The 17214-nt window shown below is 57.0% G+C and carries 16 protein-coding genes; all 16 read right to left on the bottom strand.

Translation table 11 applies throughout. The features are described 5' to 3' along the window. Nucleotides 1-21: 21 nt before the first annotated feature. Nucleotides 22-1362 (bottom strand): UDP-glucose dehydrogenase family protein, encoded by a 1341-nt coding sequence (locus tag GT019_RS20945; RefSeq protein WP_161745147.1) that lies wholly within the window; start codon nucleotides 1360-1362, stop codon nucleotides 22-24. A gap of 191 nt (nucleotides 1363-1553) precedes the next feature. Further along, nucleotides 1554-2921 carry a sugar phosphate nucleotidyltransferase gene (locus tag GT019_RS20940; RefSeq protein ID WP_161745146.1) on the bottom strand — a complete coding sequence of 456 codons (1368 nt, stop codon included), beginning with the start codon at nucleotides 2919-2921 and terminating at the stop codon, nucleotides 1554-1556. Between the two features lie 14 nt (nucleotides 2922-2935). Then, nucleotides 2936-3892: a polysaccharide pyruvyl transferase family protein gene (locus GT019_RS20935; RefSeq protein WP_161745145.1), complete on the bottom strand. Its 957-nt coding sequence runs from the start codon at nucleotides 3890-3892 to the stop codon at nucleotides 2936-2938. 54 nt (nucleotides 3893-3946) lie between these two features. Further along, nucleotides 3947-4531 carry an acyltransferase gene (locus tag GT019_RS32505; RefSeq protein ID WP_328804007.1) on the bottom strand — a complete coding sequence of 195 codons (585 nt, stop codon included), beginning with the start codon at nucleotides 4529-4531 and terminating at the stop codon, nucleotides 3947-3949. Between the two features lie 18 nt (nucleotides 4532-4549). After that, nucleotides 4550-5893 carry an oligosaccharide flippase family protein gene (locus GT019_RS20925; protein ID WP_161745144.1) on the bottom strand — a complete coding sequence of 448 codons (1344 nt, stop codon included), beginning with the start codon at nucleotides 5891-5893 and terminating at the stop codon, nucleotides 4550-4552. 31 nt (nucleotides 5894-5924) lie between these two features. After that, nucleotides 5925-6812: a glycosyltransferase gene (locus GT019_RS20920; protein ID WP_161745143.1), complete on the bottom strand. Its 888-nt coding sequence runs from the start codon at nucleotides 6810-6812 to the stop codon at nucleotides 5925-5927. Next, on the bottom strand, nucleotides 6809-7852 hold the full coding sequence (locus tag GT019_RS20915; protein ID WP_161745142.1) for a glycosyltransferase family 4 protein: 1044 nt from the start codon (nucleotides 7850-7852) through the stop codon (nucleotides 6809-6811). The genes GT019_RS20920 and GT019_RS20915 overlap by 4 nt, the downstream gene beginning before the upstream one ends. 2 nt (nucleotides 7853-7854) lie before the next feature. Next, on the bottom strand, nucleotides 7855-9075 hold the full coding sequence (locus GT019_RS20910) for a glycosyltransferase family 4 protein (RefSeq protein WP_161745141.1): 1221 nt from the start codon (nucleotides 9073-9075) through the stop codon (nucleotides 7855-7857). Beyond that, nucleotides 9072-10382 (bottom strand): O-antigen ligase family protein, encoded by a 1311-nt coding sequence (locus GT019_RS20905; protein WP_161745140.1) that lies wholly within the window; start codon nucleotides 10380-10382, stop codon nucleotides 9072-9074. The genes GT019_RS20910 and GT019_RS20905 overlap by 4 nt, the downstream gene beginning before the upstream one ends. Before the next feature lie 32 nt (nucleotides 10383-10414). Then, the gene (locus tag GT019_RS20900) at nucleotides 10415-11671 is read right to left on the bottom strand and encodes a glycosyltransferase (protein WP_161745139.1); all 1257 of its coding nucleotides are present in this window, start codon (nucleotides 11669-11671) and stop codon (nucleotides 10415-10417) included. Between the two features lie 20 nt (nucleotides 11672-11691). Next, nucleotides 11692-12354, bottom strand: a complete 663-nt coding sequence (locus tag GT019_RS20895) for a sugar transferase (RefSeq protein WP_235948870.1) — start codon at nucleotides 12352-12354, stop codon at nucleotides 11692-11694. 13 nt (nucleotides 12355-12367) lie between these two features. Continuing rightward, the gene (galU, locus tag GT019_RS20890) at nucleotides 12368-13267 is read right to left on the bottom strand and encodes a UTP--glucose-1-phosphate uridylyltransferase GalU (protein ID WP_161745137.1); all 900 of its coding nucleotides are present in this window, start codon (nucleotides 13265-13267) and stop codon (nucleotides 12368-12370) included. A gap of 268 nt (nucleotides 13268-13535) precedes the next feature. Beyond that, nucleotides 13536-14180 carry a CpsD/CapB family tyrosine-protein kinase gene (locus GT019_RS20885; RefSeq protein ID WP_161745136.1) on the bottom strand — a complete coding sequence of 215 codons (645 nt, stop codon included), beginning with the start codon at nucleotides 14178-14180 and terminating at the stop codon, nucleotides 13536-13538. Continuing rightward, nucleotides 14161-14919, bottom strand: a complete 759-nt coding sequence (locus GT019_RS20880) for a YveK family protein (protein WP_161745135.1) — start codon at nucleotides 14917-14919, stop codon at nucleotides 14161-14163. Before GT019_RS20880 ends, GT019_RS20885 begins: the two co-directional genes overlap by 20 nt. Nucleotides 14920-15173: 254 nt before the next feature. Beyond that, a complete protein-coding gene (locus GT019_RS20875; protein ID WP_161745134.1) occupies nucleotides 15174-15842 on the bottom strand; it encodes a response regulator in 669 nt (222 codons plus the stop codon). A gap of 5 nt (nucleotides 15843-15847) precedes the next feature. Next, complete coding sequence (locus GT019_RS20870; protein ID WP_161745133.1) at nucleotides 15848-16540, bottom strand: sensor histidine kinase; 693 nt, start codon at nucleotides 16538-16540, stop codon at nucleotides 15848-15850. Nucleotides 16541-17214 lie beyond the last annotated feature (674 nt).

The following is a 17214-nucleotide window of genomic DNA, read 5'->3' as shown; positions in this document are numbered from 1 at the left end:
TTGTGTCTCCTTTTGGACCTGCTAGCCGTTCAGGGCTGACATTTCCTCCTTGATCCCTTGGTTAAGACGAGGACGCCCGATGGAGAAATAAATGAATGCCGTATCTGCCAGGTCCTCCTCCTTGAACACGTTCCGGCCGTCGATCAAGATCGGCTTGCGCAGCAGCGATTGCAGCTGGCCGAGATCCACGCGGACGAATTCTTCCCACTCCGTCAGCAGGCAAAGCGCATCCGCGCCGGTCGCCGCCTCGAGCGCGTCGTCGCACCACATCACGCCGTTGTCGCCGTGCATGGTTTTGAAATTTTGCATGGCGATCGGATCGTACGCCTTCACGCGGGCGCCGCTCCGCACCAGATATTGAATGATCTCCACGGCCGGCGATTCCCGGACGTCGTCTGTATTCGGCTTGAACGCCAAGCCCCAGACGGCAATCGTTTTCCCCGACAGCTCCCCGTCGAAGATCGTTTCCAGCTTGCGGATGACGCTCATCCGCTGATCCTGGTTCACTTCGACGACCGCGCGGAGCAGCTTGAATTCGTAATCCACGTTCCCCGCGATCTGGATAAGCGCCCTCGTGTCCTTCGGGAAGCAGGATCCGCCGTAGCCGATGCCGGCCTTCAGGAACGCGTGCCCGATCCGTTTGTCGTAACCCATGCCTTCCGCGACGCGGGTGACGTCGGCGCCGACCTTCTCGCAGATGTTCGCGATCTCGTTGATGAACGAGATTTTCGTGGCCAGAAAAGCGTTGGACGCGTACTTCAGCATCTCCGCGCTGCGGATGTCCGTCACGACGATCTGGTCCGTCAACGGCTTGTGCAGCTCGGCCATCGTATCGGCCGCCTCTTGCGAATCGGCGCCGATCACGATCCGGTCGGGATGAAGCGTGTCCTGGACGGCCGAGCCTTCCCGGAGGAATTCCGGCAGCGAGATGCTGTCGAACCGCTCGCTCGTCCAGCTCCGGATCAGATTGGCGACCCGTTCGTTCGTGCCGACCGGGACGGTGCTTTTCACCGCGATGATCTTGTACCCGTTCATCGCTTGCGCGATTTCGACGGCCGCCTGGTCGATGTAGGAGAGATTCGCCTCTCCGTTCGGCAGGGACGGCGTGCCGACCGCGATGATGACGATATCCGCCTGTCCGACCGCCTGCCGCAGGTCGCCCGTGAAGCTCAGTCTGCCTGCGGCCGTATTTTTGGCCGACAGCTCCTGTAGGCCGGGTTCGTAGATCGGGATGCCCCCGTTGCGCAAGATCTCGACTTTGGACAAGTCCTTGTCGACGCAGACGACGTGATGGCCGAGCTCCGCATAGCAGATCCCCGACACGAGCCCGACATAACCTGTGCCGATGACTGTGATATTCATAAGTTCACTCCTAAGCGTTTTGCTTGCAAAACGCAGCATCGTAAGCATAAGCTAAGCGTTTTCGGAGAAAACGCAGCATCGTAAGCATAAGCTAAGCGTTTTCGGAGAAAACGCAGCATCGTAAGCATAAGCCAAGCGTTTTGCTTGCAAAACGCAGCATCGTAAGCCTTAACCAAGCGTTTGTTCGATTCCTACACCTTGCACAGTTGAACGATTTCGCTCCACTCGTGCTCGAGCCTGACGATATCCTCTTCGATCAGCTGCGAGCCGGTTTGGACCTCGATGATTTCGATATCCGTCTCCGCCCGGAGGCTGTGCTTGTATTCCCGCGGAATCGTGAGCACCTGGCCTTCCGATATCGTGAACCGGTGTTCGTTGAACACCATTTCCCCGGATCCCGAGATGACCGTCCACACTTCGTCGCGGAGGCTATGGTACTGATAGCTCAAATTCTTGCCGGCGGAGATGAAGATCCGCTTCGTCAGCACTTCCCTGCCGTCCGGGTACTTGATGAAGTCCAGCACGCGGTAGCGGCCCCAGCGTCTCTCCTCGTACATCGGACGCTGGTCGGAATGCTTCATGACTTCCTTGATCATCGGGCTCGACGCTTTATCCGAGACGAGAATGCCGTCCGGGCTCGCCGCCACGATGACGTCGGTGAGGCCCATCAGCGTGATCGGAATATCCAATTCGTTGATGACATGCGTATTCGTCGCGTCATCCGTGATGATGCCTTTGCCGATCAAGCGCGTCTCGATCTCTTCGGTCAGCGTGTTCCAGGTGCCGAGATCCTTCCAAGGCCCGTCGTAACGGACGGCCGCGACCCGGTTCGCCCGCTCCACCACTTCGTAGTCGAAGCTGATCTTCGGAAGCTTGGCGTACCGCTTCAGCATTTCTTCGTACTGAATCGGCAGCTCGCTCGCGATCAGGATGTTGATGATGAAGTCCAGCTTGAAGGCGAACACGCCGCAGTTCCAAAGTGCGTCCTGCCGTATCATGTCTTCCGCTTCTTCCTTGCGGGGCTTCTCGCGGAAGCTTTGCACGCCGAGGAACGGCTGATCGTCGCTTTCTTCTTTGGGAATGATGTAGCCGTACTTCTCCGACGGATACGTCGGCTTGACGCCCATGAGCGCCAGATCCGCGTCGGAGTTGTCGAGCACCTGCTCCAGCTGCTTCAGCGCATGGAAGAACGAGGTTTCCACGTAAGGATCGACCGGCATGACGACGATCGTCTCCCCCAGATTCACGCCCTCGATCGAATACAGGTACGTCGCCGCGAGCGCGATGGCCGGGAACGTGTCCCTGCGCTCCGGTTCCACGATCATGTTGATTTCGCTGCCCAATTGGCTGTAGATCATTTCGACCTGGGGCTTGCTGGTCGCCACGTACGCATGCTGCCGCAAGTCCGCATCCTCAAGCTGTCCCCATACCCGCTGAATCATCGATTCCAACCCGCCGTCGCCGTTTTTGAGGATTTTCAGAAACTGTTTCGAACGGGAGTCGTTCGACAACGGCCACAGCCTTTTTCCCGAGCCACCCGAAAGAAGTACGATTTTCATACGATTCCTCCATTCTATTTTCCCGACGGATCCGCCATTAGTGACGCTGACGTAATGCCTCCGGTCCATGTGCGGTAGTAACTGGCGTTCTTGCCGTACGAGTTATCGAGCAGGATATTCGGCTTATCCATCAGACAAGAGAGGATATGGCCGTGAAGCCTCGACGTCTGCACGGTCTTATAGTTGCTGAACCGGCTGACCGCCTTGTTCACGAGATAATCGGTGTATTTCCCCCAGAACATGCTGAGAGGCAATTTGCCGCTGCCCTTCCGGAGGATCTTGTTGAAGACGCGGATCGATTTGTGCTCGACGCCGTTGAACAGCGTCCCCCAGTCCAAATACTCGCCTTGGCCCGACGCTTCGAGCCGTTCCTGCTCCGCCGTCTTCTCGATATCGGTGCGGAGGAAACAGAGCAGCTCCTTGCCGGGCTGGTTCTTGCTGCGGATCGGCCACAGCTGATGCGCCATGTCCGGGGACAGGTAGACGTTGCAGGTCTTGAACTTGACCTTCGCCATCTCCTGCGACAGCGTGTCGCGGACGTACAGATGCAGGTCCGAGTGCCGGTTGAAGACCGCGGCCGTGCGATCGAATTCGGCATCGCTCTTGTAGAAGATCGTCTGCGGCAGCATCACCACGCGGTGCTTCGGATAGTCGGCCACGATCTTCTCGCGCAGCTTCTGATGCGCCGGATACAAGTCGCCGAAATTCCCGCCGCCGTGCAGCACGATGATATGATCCTTCGGAATGGCCAGCCCGTCCGGGAAGTCCAATACGCTGTACCGCGCCTGGACGCGGATGCCGTTATCCTTGAAGAACGCCTCGGTTCCTTTCATGATGAGCAGATCCCCGCCGTTCCCGTGCACCGGGTAATCGAGGTAATAAATGCTGGAACCGGACGGGATCACGGTCAAAATGTGCCGAAGCCGGTGCTTGAGCTCATCCATCGGATGAGCGAACTGTGCGGTTTTCATCAATCCGTCTCCTTTTCCACTAGGCATTGCTTCTCTCTTTCGGGAATCATCCCGTCATACATGCCATCTGACGTCTTCCCTGACCAGCTTCGCCGGAACGCCGGCGACGAGCGTATAAGGCGCCACGTCCTTCGACACGACCGAACCGGCCGCCACGACGGCGCCTTCGCCGATCGTAACGCCTTTGAGGATGATCGCCTTGTTGCCGATCCACACATGGTCCCCGATGACGGTCGGCTTCGTGTCCGCCGAGCCCTCGATGCGGTGAATGTCGGTGTCCATGATGGCGACGTCCCATGAAATCGCGCAATGGCTGCCGATTTTCACGTGCTTCTTGCAGATGATCTCGGATCTCCGGTTGATGAAGGTATGGTCGCCGATCTCGATGACCGCTTCGCCGGAATCCAAGTAAAAGCCGGTGTCCTTGAACAGCAGGACGTTGTCGCCGATGATGAGCCTGGCATGCTTCGCCTTCGAGACGGTCACGCCGCCGGCTACCCGCAGCAGCTTGCCGCATTGGTCGACCTTCCGTCTGAACAGCGCGCCGAGCAGGATGCGGTAGCCGTATTTCGCATAATCCCTGAAGCTTCGTTTTCTTCGGTTCACGCCAGCCTGTCTGGCTTCAAGCACATTTTTCACATCGATTCATTCCGTTCGTCAGGATTGCACGCTTCTTGCGAACCGCTTGGCCAGGAAGCGCAAATCGTTTTTGTCAAAAAGAATGGCCGCGATTTTCACCTTGAAAACCACCTTCATGGCCGCGATCGTGATCACGATCCGGATGACCGCGCCGAGCAGCAACGCAAACGCGATGCCGTTCAGCCCGTAGAGCGGCGTGAAGACGAAAAACAATCCGACCGTGATGGCGAGCGCGACCGCCTGCCGGATGACGACGAGTCCCGGACGCCCCATGGCGTTGAAGGAGGAAGCGAGAATCCACGATCCTCCGCCGAGGATGCATTCCAGCGAGAGCAGATAGAACGCGTCGCCGGCTTCCAGGAACTGTTCGCCGAACAGGAGACCCAGCAGGAAACGGCCGATGATCATCCCCGGTATGACCGCGGCGCACATGAGCAGGAACGACAAGCGGAACGCCCGGCCGACCGTGGCCAGGATTTTGTCCTTGTCCATGCCCGTCACCTTCGGGAAAATCACGTTCGAGATCGCCATCTGCACGACGTTGAACACCCGGGACAGCGTGTACACGACCGTGTACAACCCGAAATCCTTCGGCCGCAGGAGCGATAAGATGATCAGCTTGTCGCACTGCGAGTACAGCGTGCCGAGCAACTCGACGCCGAACACCCGGCCGCCGTAGCCGAACAGCGACGTGAAGACCACGCGGTCCGCGAACGGCTTGAACCAGCTGAAGGTCAACTCCCGCCGCAGCCGGTACAGCGCCCATACGATCACCATCAGGCTCGTCGCGAAGAAGGCCAGCGAGGCGAACTTCAGATTCAGTTCGCCGATCGCCCACAGCACCAGCAAGCCGACCAGATTGCTCAGCGGCACGTACAGCCGGAGGCCGTTGTACAAGCTGAACTTGTCCATGCTCTGCGTCAGCGCCGCCAGCAGATTGACGGCCAGCAGCATCGGCAGCGTCATCACCGTATACCACCTGGCGATGTCGACTACCTCGTCCGGATAATTCCCGAGCCAGATCGGAAGAAAGATCCAGGCAACGATGCCGACGACCAGGCTGACGGGGATCTGGAACAGGAAGCCGGCCCTGACGTACTCGGTCGCTTTGCCCGCGTTCGTCCTCATGTTGAAGATGAGGGACGTCGGCAGCCCGAAGCTGACGAGGCCCGCGAGCAAGGTCGGCCAGAACAGAATGGCCGAGAACTCGCCCTTGCCTTCCACGCCGAACAGCCGCGCCGTCACGATGGAGGTCAAGGTGCTTAGGATCATAATGAAAAGATTGGCGGCGCTGGTATGGAGAATCGTCTGAAAAGCTCCGCGCCCGGTCAACCTTTTTTTCACGGCTTGTAGACTGATCATAGGTTCGACATCCTTAAACCGCATATTCGCTTCATTGATACATCTTCAGCACGCCGCGGAGCTGTCCGTTGCTGTACGAGAGTTTGCTGATATTGCGGAAAATTTTTCGTTTATCGTACGCGAACAAGACGGTGAGCACCGCGAACAGCGGCAGCTTCACGAGCGACTTCAGGAGAATGCCCGCCTTCTTCTTCGACGAAACCGCGCTGCTGACGCCCTGCCAATAAATGCGCCGCAGCAGCCATTTCCGGCTGATCCGGCTGCGGGGAATCTTGTGCAGCACCGATGCGTGCGGCGTGTAGTAGACCGTATACCGGGCGCGGATGCGCTCGATCAGCTCGGCTTCCTCGCTCGACAGCAGGTTGCTGCCGACCCGGCCGAGATCCTCCCGGAAGGCTTCCATCTTGTCGAAGAGCGATTTGCGGAAAGCCACGTTCGCGCCGAACGGAATGTCCGGCCGCTGCATCTCCACGATGTCGTCCGCGTAATCCAATATCGTGTAGAGCGTCCGGTTCTCCGCCGGCAGCCACTGCGGGGCGCTTCCTTCCCAAGCGGGAATGATCTTGCCGCCGACGCAGCCGATCCGCGGATCGCCGTCGAACAAGGCGACGATGCCGCTGATCCAATCCTCGGAAGCGACGGCGTCGTCGTCGAGGAACAGCACGTACTCGCCGCTCGATCGGCGAATGGCCGAGTTCCGGGCGACGGAGAGGCCGAGCCGCTCTTCGTACACGTAATGGATCGGAATGTCCACCATATGCTGGAACTCCTGCACGACCGATTTGGTGTGATCGGTGGAACGGTTATCGACCACGATCACCTCGAAAGGGCCGGTAAAGCTTTGCTTCATCAGGCTGAGCAGCGCTTCCTTCACGTCCGCTGCCCGATTATGCGTGCAAATCGCCACTGTTGCTTTCATGCGTTCACCTCGTACCGTTTCGTACCGGTATAAATTTGAATCATTTTACCGGCTATCCGGCCCCAATCCAGTTCCCGGAGCTTCGCCGCGATATGCATCTCCGTTTCCTTCGCGTCCATCTCCATGGACAGGCGAAGCGCCTTGAGCAGGCCTTCCGGATCGTCCGGATCATACAAGATCCCGCATCCCTCGGATACGTATTCGCCGAGCGCGCCCAATCGCGGCGCGACGACAGGCTTCTTGTGGGACAACGCCAGGATCGCGCTGCCCGACGTCGTGATTTGCTTGTACGGCAGCACGATCACGTCGGCCGCTTCCAAGTAATCGGCCAGCTCGAGGTCGTCCACGAACTGCGGGTACAGATGGATCGTGCCGTCGTTGACGCGGTCGATGAAACCGAGGTCGTACCCCGCGTCGACATGCCCCGCGACGAGCAATTCGCATCCCCCCTGCCCCAGCTGCGCGTAAGCCTCCACGAGCTGATCGACCCCCTTGTAGGGATTGATTCGGCCGATGAACAGGAACAGGAAGCTGTCCGGAGCAATGCCGAACTGCTTGCGGATGTCCTTGCCCTTGCGGGCATAGGCGTTCACGTAGTGGCCGTGCGGTGTCACCACGAGCTTGCTCGCCGGCACGCCGAACGTCGCGGCGACCTCCGCCTTCACCGACTCGCTCATCACGAACGCTTCGTGACAGACGGTCAAAATATATTTGCGCATCAGCTTGTCCCAGCCCGACTTGCCGGTATGCGGCCAGACGTTATGAACCGTCCAGAACAACCGCATGCCGAAGCATCTGTAGGCCAGCAGCAGCAGGGCGAAGAACAGCGACTTCACGACCGTCAGCGGAAAGGCCGACGCCGTATACGAATTGCTCGGCCAGTGCAGGTGCACGATATCGCCCCTGCGGGGCTTGAACATCGCCTTTTGGTCGTAATGCTCGACCTGCAATCCGTTCTGCTCGATCGAATTGGTCAGCAGCTCGCTGTATTTATTGTGCGGGCTCGTCTTGGGCCACATGTACACGATCGGCTTGCGCATGCTCAGGACCTCCCGTTCGCGGCCGCCAACGCGTAGGCTTGGCTGCCGGATTCCGTGATCCGTCCGTAGAGGTCCAAATGGTTTTCCAGCAGCGAGCCCTTGGTGAACCAGCCGCAATGCTTCAGGCAGTGCTCCTGGACGATTCGCTTCTCGTCGCCGGACATGCCATGGAATGCCGCGATCTTCTCCGCGATCGCCTCCGCGCTGCCCGGCTTGAACAGGAAGTCGTCCGGATTCCAGACCGCGTCGGGAATGCCTCCGACCGCCGAAGCGTACACGGGCGTGCCGACCTGATACGATTCGATGATCACCCGTCCGAACGGCTCCTCCCAGATGGAAGGCACGAACGTGACGTCGACCTTCGCCATGTTGGCGCGGGCTTCCTTCGGCGTGACTTTGCCGGTGAACAGGAAGCGGTCGTCGCCGGCGCACAGCTCGACAAGCTTTTGCCGCATGCCGCCCTCTCCGCAGACGACGACTTGTTCCACCATCTCGCGGGGCAGCGAGCGAACGGCATCGACCAGCTCGCGCACGCCTTTCTCGGGTTCGATTCTTCCGAAGTAGCCGATGCGAAGCGGCTTGCGGTCGAACTCCTTCGGCGCGCCGGCGATCTCGCCATCCACGACGTTCGGTATGACCAGCCGGGCCGCGTTCGGGAACAGCCCCGCGCTCGTATGGCGCTTCAGGATATGCGAGGATATCCCGACGACCGCCGATACCCGCTTGCTGACGCCGAGCGAGCTCCATTGGTACATGCGCGAGAGCATCGGATTGGCGATCGGCGAGCTGACCGGCGAGAGCAGCGAATAGTCCCGCAGCGTATGCACGATCGGCACGCGCGCTTTCGCCGCCGTCCAGATCGCCGCGCCGAACCCGGACAGGTTCTGGGTGTGGATCAGATCCGGATCGATCCGGTCCAGAAGCTTGCGCACGGCCCCAATCTGCACGGGATTGTACAGATCGATGAGCCGGCGGCCCGTTTTCTTGAGCGTGCCGGCATCCTTGCCTTCGCCGATCCAATACAAGTTGTTGTACGGCAGCCGGTGCACGGTCACCCCGTTGATGATCTCGGAATCGATGCCGGCGGCGCGCTTCTGCGCCCCTACCGTTAGCACGTGGACCTCGGCCGCCGCCGTCAGCGTTTCCGCTAGGATTTGCGTCGATATTTCGGCGCCGCCGATGATATGCGGCGTGTACAAACTGTTTACGATAACGATTTTCATGCGATCCGTTTCATTCCCTTCATGCGCTGCTTCTCCATTCCAACCTCCCGCACGGCCGGCAATTCGTCGAAGAAGCCGCCGCGGATGAACCCGATCAACAACCAGAAGTTCACGAAGGAATAGGAATCGAAATTCATGACGAGCGCCACGCACAGCGCAAAAGCGAATTTCGCGTACGGATTCGCGCCTGCGCTTCGCAAGACCGAGGCCATGAATCCGATAAGCAGAATTGCGCCGACCAAACCTTCCTCGGCGAATACCTTTGCCAGCAAGTTCCGCGATGTCGCCATTTCCGGACGGTTGAACACGAGATCGGATACTTCCGAGAATACGAGTCCATCGCTGAAATGCTTGATCAGGAGATCTGCGAAATCCCTGTAATAGAACCCGCCGCCCACGCCGAATATCGGGTGCTGGGCGAATTCGAGAAAACCGATGGCCGGAAAAAAGACGCGGATGAAAAACGAATTGTCCGCCTTGACCATATGGCTGAAATTAAACTGAAAGCGATCCGTGAAATAACCGCTGACATGCAGCGCCTCGAGCAGAAACGGCACGACGAACGCGACGGCGGCGACGCAAACCGCGAGCAGCAGAATCATCTTGCCGCGGTTCTTGTTCGCGATGAGCACGTAGATGAGCAGCGCGGTCAGCAGTACGCTGTACGCGTAAGCCGAGAACGACAGCACCATGAGCACCGCGGTGCCGATCGCGAGCTGCAATTGCCAGCGGTAGCCCCGCTTGTGCAGGAACACCATCAGCAATCCGCCGCTCAGCATGTGGATGGCGGCCCAGGACGGCTCGCCCGACAGCATCTGAATCCTGCCCTTGTACACCTTCTCCGAGAACAGCCCGGTGAAAGCCCCGGAAAACCCGCTGTGAACGAACAGCGCATCCATCAGCTGGAGAAATCCGGCCGCGATCGGCAGAATGAACGCGACCAGCACGCTCTTCGCGATCCAACCGACCAAGGCGGGATCCTCCTTCGACTCCTGCGCGATATAAACCGACGTTCGGTACATCGATAGTCCGAACAGTACCGTGATGACATGCTTGAAGCTGCTCCCCACGTCATCGTAGCCGACGGAGACGACCAAGGAATGCCCGATGCTGTACGTCGCGAAGGCCAGCAAGAAGTAATCGCCCGTCTTGAACCGGTACCCCGTGAACAAGAGCAAAAACGAGGACGCGAACATCGAAAACATCGAAAGCGGACGATAGACCGAAAAGTGGAAATACGGCAAGCTATCGTACGAGAGGACGGCGATCGAGAAAAGAAACAGCCCGATGATGAGGTTGCGAACCATGGATGCTTTGGCTGGGCTTTGCTTGAACGGCGCTATGATAGAATCAGCTCCATGTTTTTGAGAGTCGCGGAGCTGCTGAAGTTGCTCGCCACGTAACGGACCGAATTGCGCGAGACCTTATCGTTCAGCTCGGCGTTGTTCAGCAGCAGCAGCACGTTCCGCACGATCTCCTCGTCCGAATCGCAGACGAACAAGTCCTCTCCATGGTTCGCGTCGATGCCTTCGATCCCGATCTGGTTGGTCACGACCGGAACGCCCCAGGACATCGCCTCGACGATCTTCGTTTTGATGCCCGTTCCGAACAGCATCGGCGCGATCATCAAGGCCGAATCGCCCACGACGCGCTTCACGTCGTCCACTTCCCCGGTCACGACCACGCCCGGATAGGTCTCTTGCAGGCGCAGCACGGCGGCCGTCGGATTTTTCCCGACGATATAGAACGTCGTGTCCGGCGCCTGCCGTTTGATGCTCGGCCATACCCGTTCGCAGAAGTAAGCGACGGCCGAGCTGTTATGCGGGATGTCCATCTTGCCGACGAACACGAGCTTGTTGCGGTCGTAGCGGCGCGGTCCTTTGCCTCTCGTTTGATCCGGTTCGAACTTCATCGGAATGCCGTAGCACGATTCGTGGCGGGTCAGCTTTTGGAAGCTCTCCGCCTCGACCGGCGAAGTGAAGACGAGATGATGGAAGAGCGAGGCCACCCGTCTCTCGTACCGGTCCAGCAGCTTGCTCTCGAAGTTGATCAGCCATTTCTGGATGAACTTCATATCCGCGAGCCGCTTCATGCCGCCGGGCAGCTTGCCCGTGAAGCCGCCGAAGATCGACGGAATGTATTGGAACCATTCGAGCTGCCGCTTGTAGCGCAGCGAGAGCAGGTCGTCATAGCTGAGCACCTTGCTGCCCTGCTCGTCCGACAAGTATTCCGCCACCCGCACCATATCGTACAGGATGAACTCCGGCTTCTCTTCCTTGATCGCGGCTTTGACTTTCCGGTGCGTCTTCCGGGAGTAATAGACGGCGACCTGAAGCGGCCATTTGCGCAGCAGCACCGAATAGACGGCGATGTTGAACAGCTTCTCGGCCAATCCCGGCAGCTCGAGGCTTACGAGCCGGTCGATCTCGCGCGGCCGGTCCTTCAAGTACTTGGCGTCGTCCACGAAGGATAAATTGACCAGCTCGCTATCGGGATAAATCTCCTTCATTTGACGGATGTACTGCAGCAGCATATTTTTCCGTCCGTCCGTGTTCGGAAATGGAAGCCGGTTCGTAATAAACATGATTTTCTTCATTGCAATCCCCGTCCCATCCGTTAAAAAGCATCCTTCGCCCCGACCAGGAGCTTGAATGTTTTGAAAATGATCTTCAGATCCCCCGCAATGCTTCTATTTTGGATATACTTCAAATCCAGCTCGACCATCTGCTCGAAGCTGAGGTTGTTGCGCCCACTTACCTGCCACAGGCCGGTGCAGCCCGACGTGACGGTCAACCGCAGCTTGTCGTACTCCGTATACTCCGCGACTTCCCGCTTGAGCGGCGGTCTCGGACCGACCAGCGACATGTCGCCGATCAACACGTTGATCAACTGAGGCAGCTCGTCGATGCTCGTTTTCCGGATGAATTTGCCCACTTTCGTGATGCGGGGGTCATCCTTCATCTTGAACATCGCGCCTTTGATTTCGTTCTGGGCGAGCAGGTCCTTCAGCTTCTCTTCGGCATTCGATACCATGGAACGGAACTTGAACATGCGGAACGGCTTCTCGTTCTTGCCGATTCTGACCTGGTAGAAGAAGACCGAGCCTTTCGGATCTTCCAGCTTGATGAGCAACGCGACGAGCATGAACAGCGGCAGAAAGAACAGGAGACCCAGCAGAGCGCCCGTAATATCGATCAACCGTTTGACCACGGTATAGGAAACCAGATCGCCGTCCTTCGCCAGCGCGCGCCGGATCGAATCGTAGTCCGAAATCTCCATCACCGCGTCCTGTTCATACCTTTGGGGCATTGTTTTCACTCACTTTCTCGCGTTCGAGTATTCCCTCGAGCTCTTCCATGAGGGTATAGCGAAGCTCGTTGTTGCGCAGCGCGAATTCGATCGTCGTCATGATGAAGCCGAGCTTCTCGCCGACGTCGTAACGGATGCCTTCGAAATCATAGGCATAGACGCCTTGATCTTCGTTCAATCTTTGAATCGCGTCGGTCAATTGGATCTCGCCGCCGGATCCGGTCTCGTGCCTGCCCAAATATTCAAAAATCTCCGGCGTCAGCACGTAGCGGCCCATAATCGCGAGATTCGAAGGCTCCTGCCCTTTGGGCGGCTTCTCCACGAAGCGGTTGACTTTGTAGAGGCGTTCGAATTTCTCGAGCGGGTCCACGATGCCGTAGCGGTCCGTCTGTTCGGGACCGACGGTCTGAACGCCGATGACCGATTTTCCCGTTTGCTCGTATTGCTCGATCAGCTGCCTGGTGCAAGGAGTGTCGGACTGCACGATGTCGTCGCCGAGGAGCACCGCGAACGGTTCGTCGCCGATAAAATTCCGCGCGCACCAAACGGCATGTCCCAGCCCTTTCGGTTCTTTCTGACGGATATAGTGGAGTTCAACGTTGGAGGACTGCTGGACCTTCTTCAGAAGTTCGAGCTTTCCTTTCTCCGCCAACGACTGCTCGAGCTCGAAGGCAATGTCGAAGTGATCCTCGATGGCCCGTTTCCCTTTGCCCGTTACGACGATGATATCCTCGATGCCGGATGCGATGGCTTCTTCGACAATGTACTGAATCGTTGGTTTATCCAGGATCGGAAGCATTTCTTTCGGCATTGCTTTGGTCGCGGGCAGAAATCTTGTACCGAGTCCAGCCGCTGGGATAATCGCTTTTCTCACTTTTGTCATTTGATCTCACCCTATCCGTTTTTATCTGTCTGTCTGTCTGTCTGTCTAATCATGATGCTAAAAATACGAGCTATGTTTTCTCCCTAACGAGTAAACATAGCTCGTACTTTTAGATAACGCATGGAGCAGCGGGCATTCAACCCATCCTCACGTCATACCCTTGACGATGAACGTCTAAGGTCGGCTGACCCACAGCATGACCGAGTGCCTCCGGTGATAGAGGAGCAGGAGACATTTCCTAATAACCGGCGGAATGGGACGTCGACGCTTAACGGTTGACGTTGTTCAACACGGCGCCGATCAGGTTCGCATTGCCGTATTCCAGCGAAGCCTTTGCTTTTAACGCGATTTCGTTTTTCACTTTTCCGGCTTTCATGACCAGCACGACGCCGTCGCTCTTGCTGGCCACGACCAGTCCGTCCGATACGGAATCGATCGATGGCGTGTCGAGAATGACGATGTCGAAGCGTTCCTTCGCCGCTGCCAGCAGCTCCGTCATGGGAATCGATTCCAGTAACTCGGAAGGATTCGCGGGAAGCGGACCGGCCGTGATGACCTGGAGGTTGCCGACGCCCGTCCGCTGAAGGACGTCGTCAAGCTCGCCGTGCTTCGTTAATACCGTGCTTAAACCATGCACGTTGGAGAGGCCGAATATTTCATGCTGGGCAGGCTTGCGCAAATTCGCGTCGATGACCACGACCCGCCTCTTCGTCTGGGCATAGGCGACCGCGATATTGGCCGCGATCGTGCTTTTCCCTTCGCCGGGCAAGGCCGACGTGAACGCGATCGTTTTGACGGCTTCCTCCCGGCTCGAGAACGCGATGTTGGTCCGCAGGCTGCGGTAAGCTTCCGATACCGCCGAAGCCGGATGCGAGTCGGCGATGAGATCCCGTTTAAGAATCGAGCGTGACATTTTTTCCTCCGCCTCCCAGACTCGTCATTTTCGGCTGCGCGCCCTTGTCGGACAAATCGCGCCGTTTCACCTTGGGAATCGCCCCCAGCACGGGAACGCCGAGCAGATCCCGAATTTCTTCTTCGTTCTTGACCGTGTTGTTCAGCTGATCGAGCACGAACGCGATTCCGACGCCGACCATCGCCGAGAGGATGAACGCGACGACGATGTTCGTCGGCGGGTGAGGCGATACTGCCTGCGGGTGCTTCGTCGTGTCGGCCAGGTTGAGCACGGACACGTTGTCCAGCTTCATCAGCGTTTTGATTTCCTGTTGGAATACCGTCGAGACCGCGTTCGCCATTTTGGCCGCCCTCACGTACGAACCGTCTACGGCGGTGATGGACATCACTTGCGTTTCGTTGACGGACTTCACGCTGATCTTGGCGATGAGCTCCTCGGGGCTCGCATGCAAGTCCGGATATCGATCCGCGACTTTCTTCATGATGCGCGGCGTACGGATGATTTCCTTGTACGTTTTGATCACCATGGTGCTTGAACTGATGGATCCGACATCGATGCTCGTGGCGGTCTTTGTCGTGTCCGTTTGCTGATTGTTGACGATCAGTTGGGCGGAGGCCTCAAATTGCGATGGCAGGTAATGGGTCGAGTAGAAGCCGACAGCCGTGCAGCTGACAACAACGAGTAGCGCAATCATCCATAGCCGTTTTCGGATAACACTCCAGTAGCGTAGCAATTCCAAGCTGTTTCCTCCGATACCGATTTCGTTCATGTAAAGATGAACAAAAATATATTTTTTCTGAATATTCTGACTTATAATGACGGTTCTATTGCCTTTTTTCGCTCTCGGCCCCGCTTTTTTCTTGCGATTGCCGGCCTTTCCATTGCCTTACCTTAATTCTATAGCGACCACGCCTTACAAGACTATTACGCGGCAGGATGATTTTATTTCTACTCCGGTCGTATATCCGAGTACTACCTTTGAGCTGCCTTTTGTTACACTTTAGTACCAGTCGGGTCTAGTTTTTCTTCGGATCGCTCCTCGGGCGGCGAATAAGCCGTCATGCCCCGCGACTGCGCGTAGAGGGCAGCCTGCGTACGATCGTTCAGGTTCAATTTCTGGAAAATGCGGCTGACGTGCTTCTTGACCGTGAACTCGCTGATCGTCAGCTTTTTCGCCATGGCGCCGTTCGACAAGCCCTCGCCGAGCGAGATCAATACTTCCCGCTCCTTCGGCGTCAGTTTCTCCAGCGGATCGTCCGCCTCTTTCCGGATCAATACTTCCATCAATCCCTGATCGAAGTATTTACGGCCGCGGTCGACCATCTTGATGGCGAGCAGCAGTTCCTCCGGCATCGAATCCTTCAGGACATACCCGTAGGCGCCGCTCTCTTCCGCACGGCGGACGTCGAACTCCGCCGCGGACGACGTGAGCATGATGAATCGGCACCCGAGGTGGCTGAAATTTTCCACCAACTCGAACCCGGAGCGGTCCCCGAGGCGAATATCGACGATCGCCATGTCCGGCTCCGTCTTCTCGATCAACTTAAGCGCATCGTCAACGGCTTCCGATACCCCGACGATTTCGATTTCTTCTTCGCTTGCAAGAACGGCGATCAATCCTTTGCGGACCAATGGATGATCGTCCACGATAACGACTTTCATGCTTATCACCCGCTTTTCGTATTTTGAGCGGATCCCTCGCCTGCGCCGGCAACGTCGGCCAGCGGCAGCCAGAGCAGAATCCGTGTTCCGCTTCCTTCCTTGCTCTCGATATCAAAGGTGCCTCCGAGCGATACGGCAAGTGCTTGCATATTGCTAAGACCAAAGCCCGCATTGGACTTGTTCATCTTGGATCTAACGTCGAAACCGAACCCGTTGTCCTCGATCGCGAGCTTGACGGCACCTTGCTTCATGGTCAAGTCGACGCTCACGCAGCTGCTCGCGCCATGGCGGATCGCATTGCCCACGCCCTCCAATATGGCTCGGTACAAAGCCTTCTGATGATCGATGGATAACAGGCTGCAGGATTTGGAGGCATGAAACACGATGCTGATGCCATTGAGCTTGGCTTGATTGGCCAAATGCGATTTGACGATCCCGATCCAGGAATCGCTGCCGCCCGTCGTGCTGAGGTTATTGATCGTGGCCCGCAGCTCGCAGGAGGCCGTCGAAGCCGCTTCCTGGATTTCCTTCATCTGCTCCAGCTTTTGCTCCTCGGTCATATCCTTCCAGCCGCATTTGATCGAGTGCATGGCGTAAATGATGCCGAACAAATGCTGGGATACGCGATCATGAAGCTCCTCGGCGATCCGGTTGCGCTCCTCAATAACAAGCCGTTTTGATTCGATCTGAATTGCCATCGCTATCATCACCTTTCTTGCCGCTCATTGAACACAATTGCCAATCGAAGTATCAGCACGCCAGTGACCTTGCCATTGCGAAACCTTCAGTCGCTCCGCGGATAGAATGAGAAAGCCTTAATGTTTTCGCCATATATCCGCAATTTTGGACAACGCTCTATATTCCCAACATACCTTGTTGAAATTGACATGGACATGCTACAGGAGTACTGAATTTATTCCTCGTCCATCCGCACTTTAACAGTGACCTTGGTCTCAATTCGTCCCGATGAATTTTGTCGATCGACCACCTTTTTTCGGAGAATCGACCCTTTCGCGAAGCTGGGGCCGAAAATTGCCGCAATGCTGGATTTGAAAGATATCTGTAAGAGTTGAAAGCGTTTCATTCGAGCGGTTTTTGGATGCAACGGAACGTGTCAGGACCGCAGGCCTCATTACCCATGCGGAACCATGAAATTTCGTAAGCTTGCGGCGGCTTCTTCAGGCATCGGGCAAAGACAATTGAATAACGATGTCACAATTTAGACACACATTTTGGGCCAGGGATCCTCTTTATACAAATATTTCTATTGAATTTTTTGGTATTTTTCCTCTAATCTCCTAAATTTTACTCAAGTAGAAGTATTCGGCATGGTGCTTTTGCGCAACTTGAAGGGGTATCGATGAGATTTCTG

The organism is Paenibacillus glycinis (assembly GCF_009909185.1).
Taxonomy (GTDB): Bacteria; Bacillota; Bacilli; order Paenibacillales; family Paenibacillaceae; genus Paenibacillus_Z; species Paenibacillus_Z glycinis.
This window is presented reverse-complemented; position numbering and strand designations above follow the sequence as displayed.

Bases quoted from the DNA above. Each gene is read 5' to 3' on its own strand.
- galU (WP_161745137.1), bottom strand. From the start codon at position 13,267: ATGACAAAAGTGAGAAAAGCGATTATCCCAGCGGCTGGACTCGGTACA.
- GT019_RS20900 (WP_161745139.1), bottom strand. From the start codon at position 11,671: ATGAAGAAAATCATGTTTATTACGAACCGGCTTCCATTTCCGAACACG.
- GT019_RS20920 (WP_161745143.1), bottom strand. From the start codon at position 6,812: ATGAAAGCAACAGTGGCGATTTGCACGCATAATCGGGCAGCGGACGTG.
- GT019_RS20940 (WP_161745146.1), bottom strand. From the start codon at position 2,921: ATGAAAATCGTACTTCTTTCGGGTGGCTCGGGAAAAAGGCTGTGGCCG.
- GT019_RS20915 (WP_161745142.1), bottom strand. From the start codon at position 7,852: ATGCGCAAGCCGATCGTGTACATGTGGCCCAAGACGAGCCCGCACAAT.
- GT019_RS20875 (WP_161745134.1), bottom strand. From the start codon at position 15,842: ATGAAAGTCGTTATCGTGGACGATCATCCATTGGTCCGCAAAGGATTG.
- GT019_RS20925 (WP_161745144.1), bottom strand. From the start codon at position 5,893: ATGATCAGTCTACAAGCCGTGAAAAAAAGGTTGACCGGGCGCGGAGCT.
- GT019_RS20870 (WP_161745133.1), bottom strand. From the start codon at position 16,540: ATGGCAATTCAGATCGAATCAAAACGGCTTGTTATTGAGGAGCGCAAC.
- GT019_RS20905 (WP_161745140.1), bottom strand. From the start codon at position 10,382: ATGGTTCGCAACCTCATCATCGGGCTGTTTCTTTTCTCGATCGCCGTC.
- GT019_RS20945 (WP_161745147.1), bottom strand. From the start codon at position 1,362: ATGAATATCACAGTCATCGGCACAGGTTATGTCGGGCTCGTGTCGGGG.
- GT019_RS20935 (WP_161745145.1), bottom strand. From the start codon at position 3,892: ATGAAAACCGCACAGTTCGCTCATCCGATGGATGAGCTCAAGCACCGG.
- GT019_RS20885 (WP_161745136.1), bottom strand. From the start codon at position 14,180: ATGTCACGCTCGATTCTTAAACGGGATCTCATCGCCGACTCGCATCCG.
- GT019_RS20895 (WP_235948870.1), bottom strand. From the start codon at position 12,354: ATGGAGATTTCGGACTACGATTCGATCCGGCGCGCGCTGGCGAAGGAC.
- GT019_RS20910 (WP_161745141.1), bottom strand. From the start codon at position 9,075: ATGAAAATCGTTATCGTAAACAGTTTGTACACGCCGCATATCATCGGC.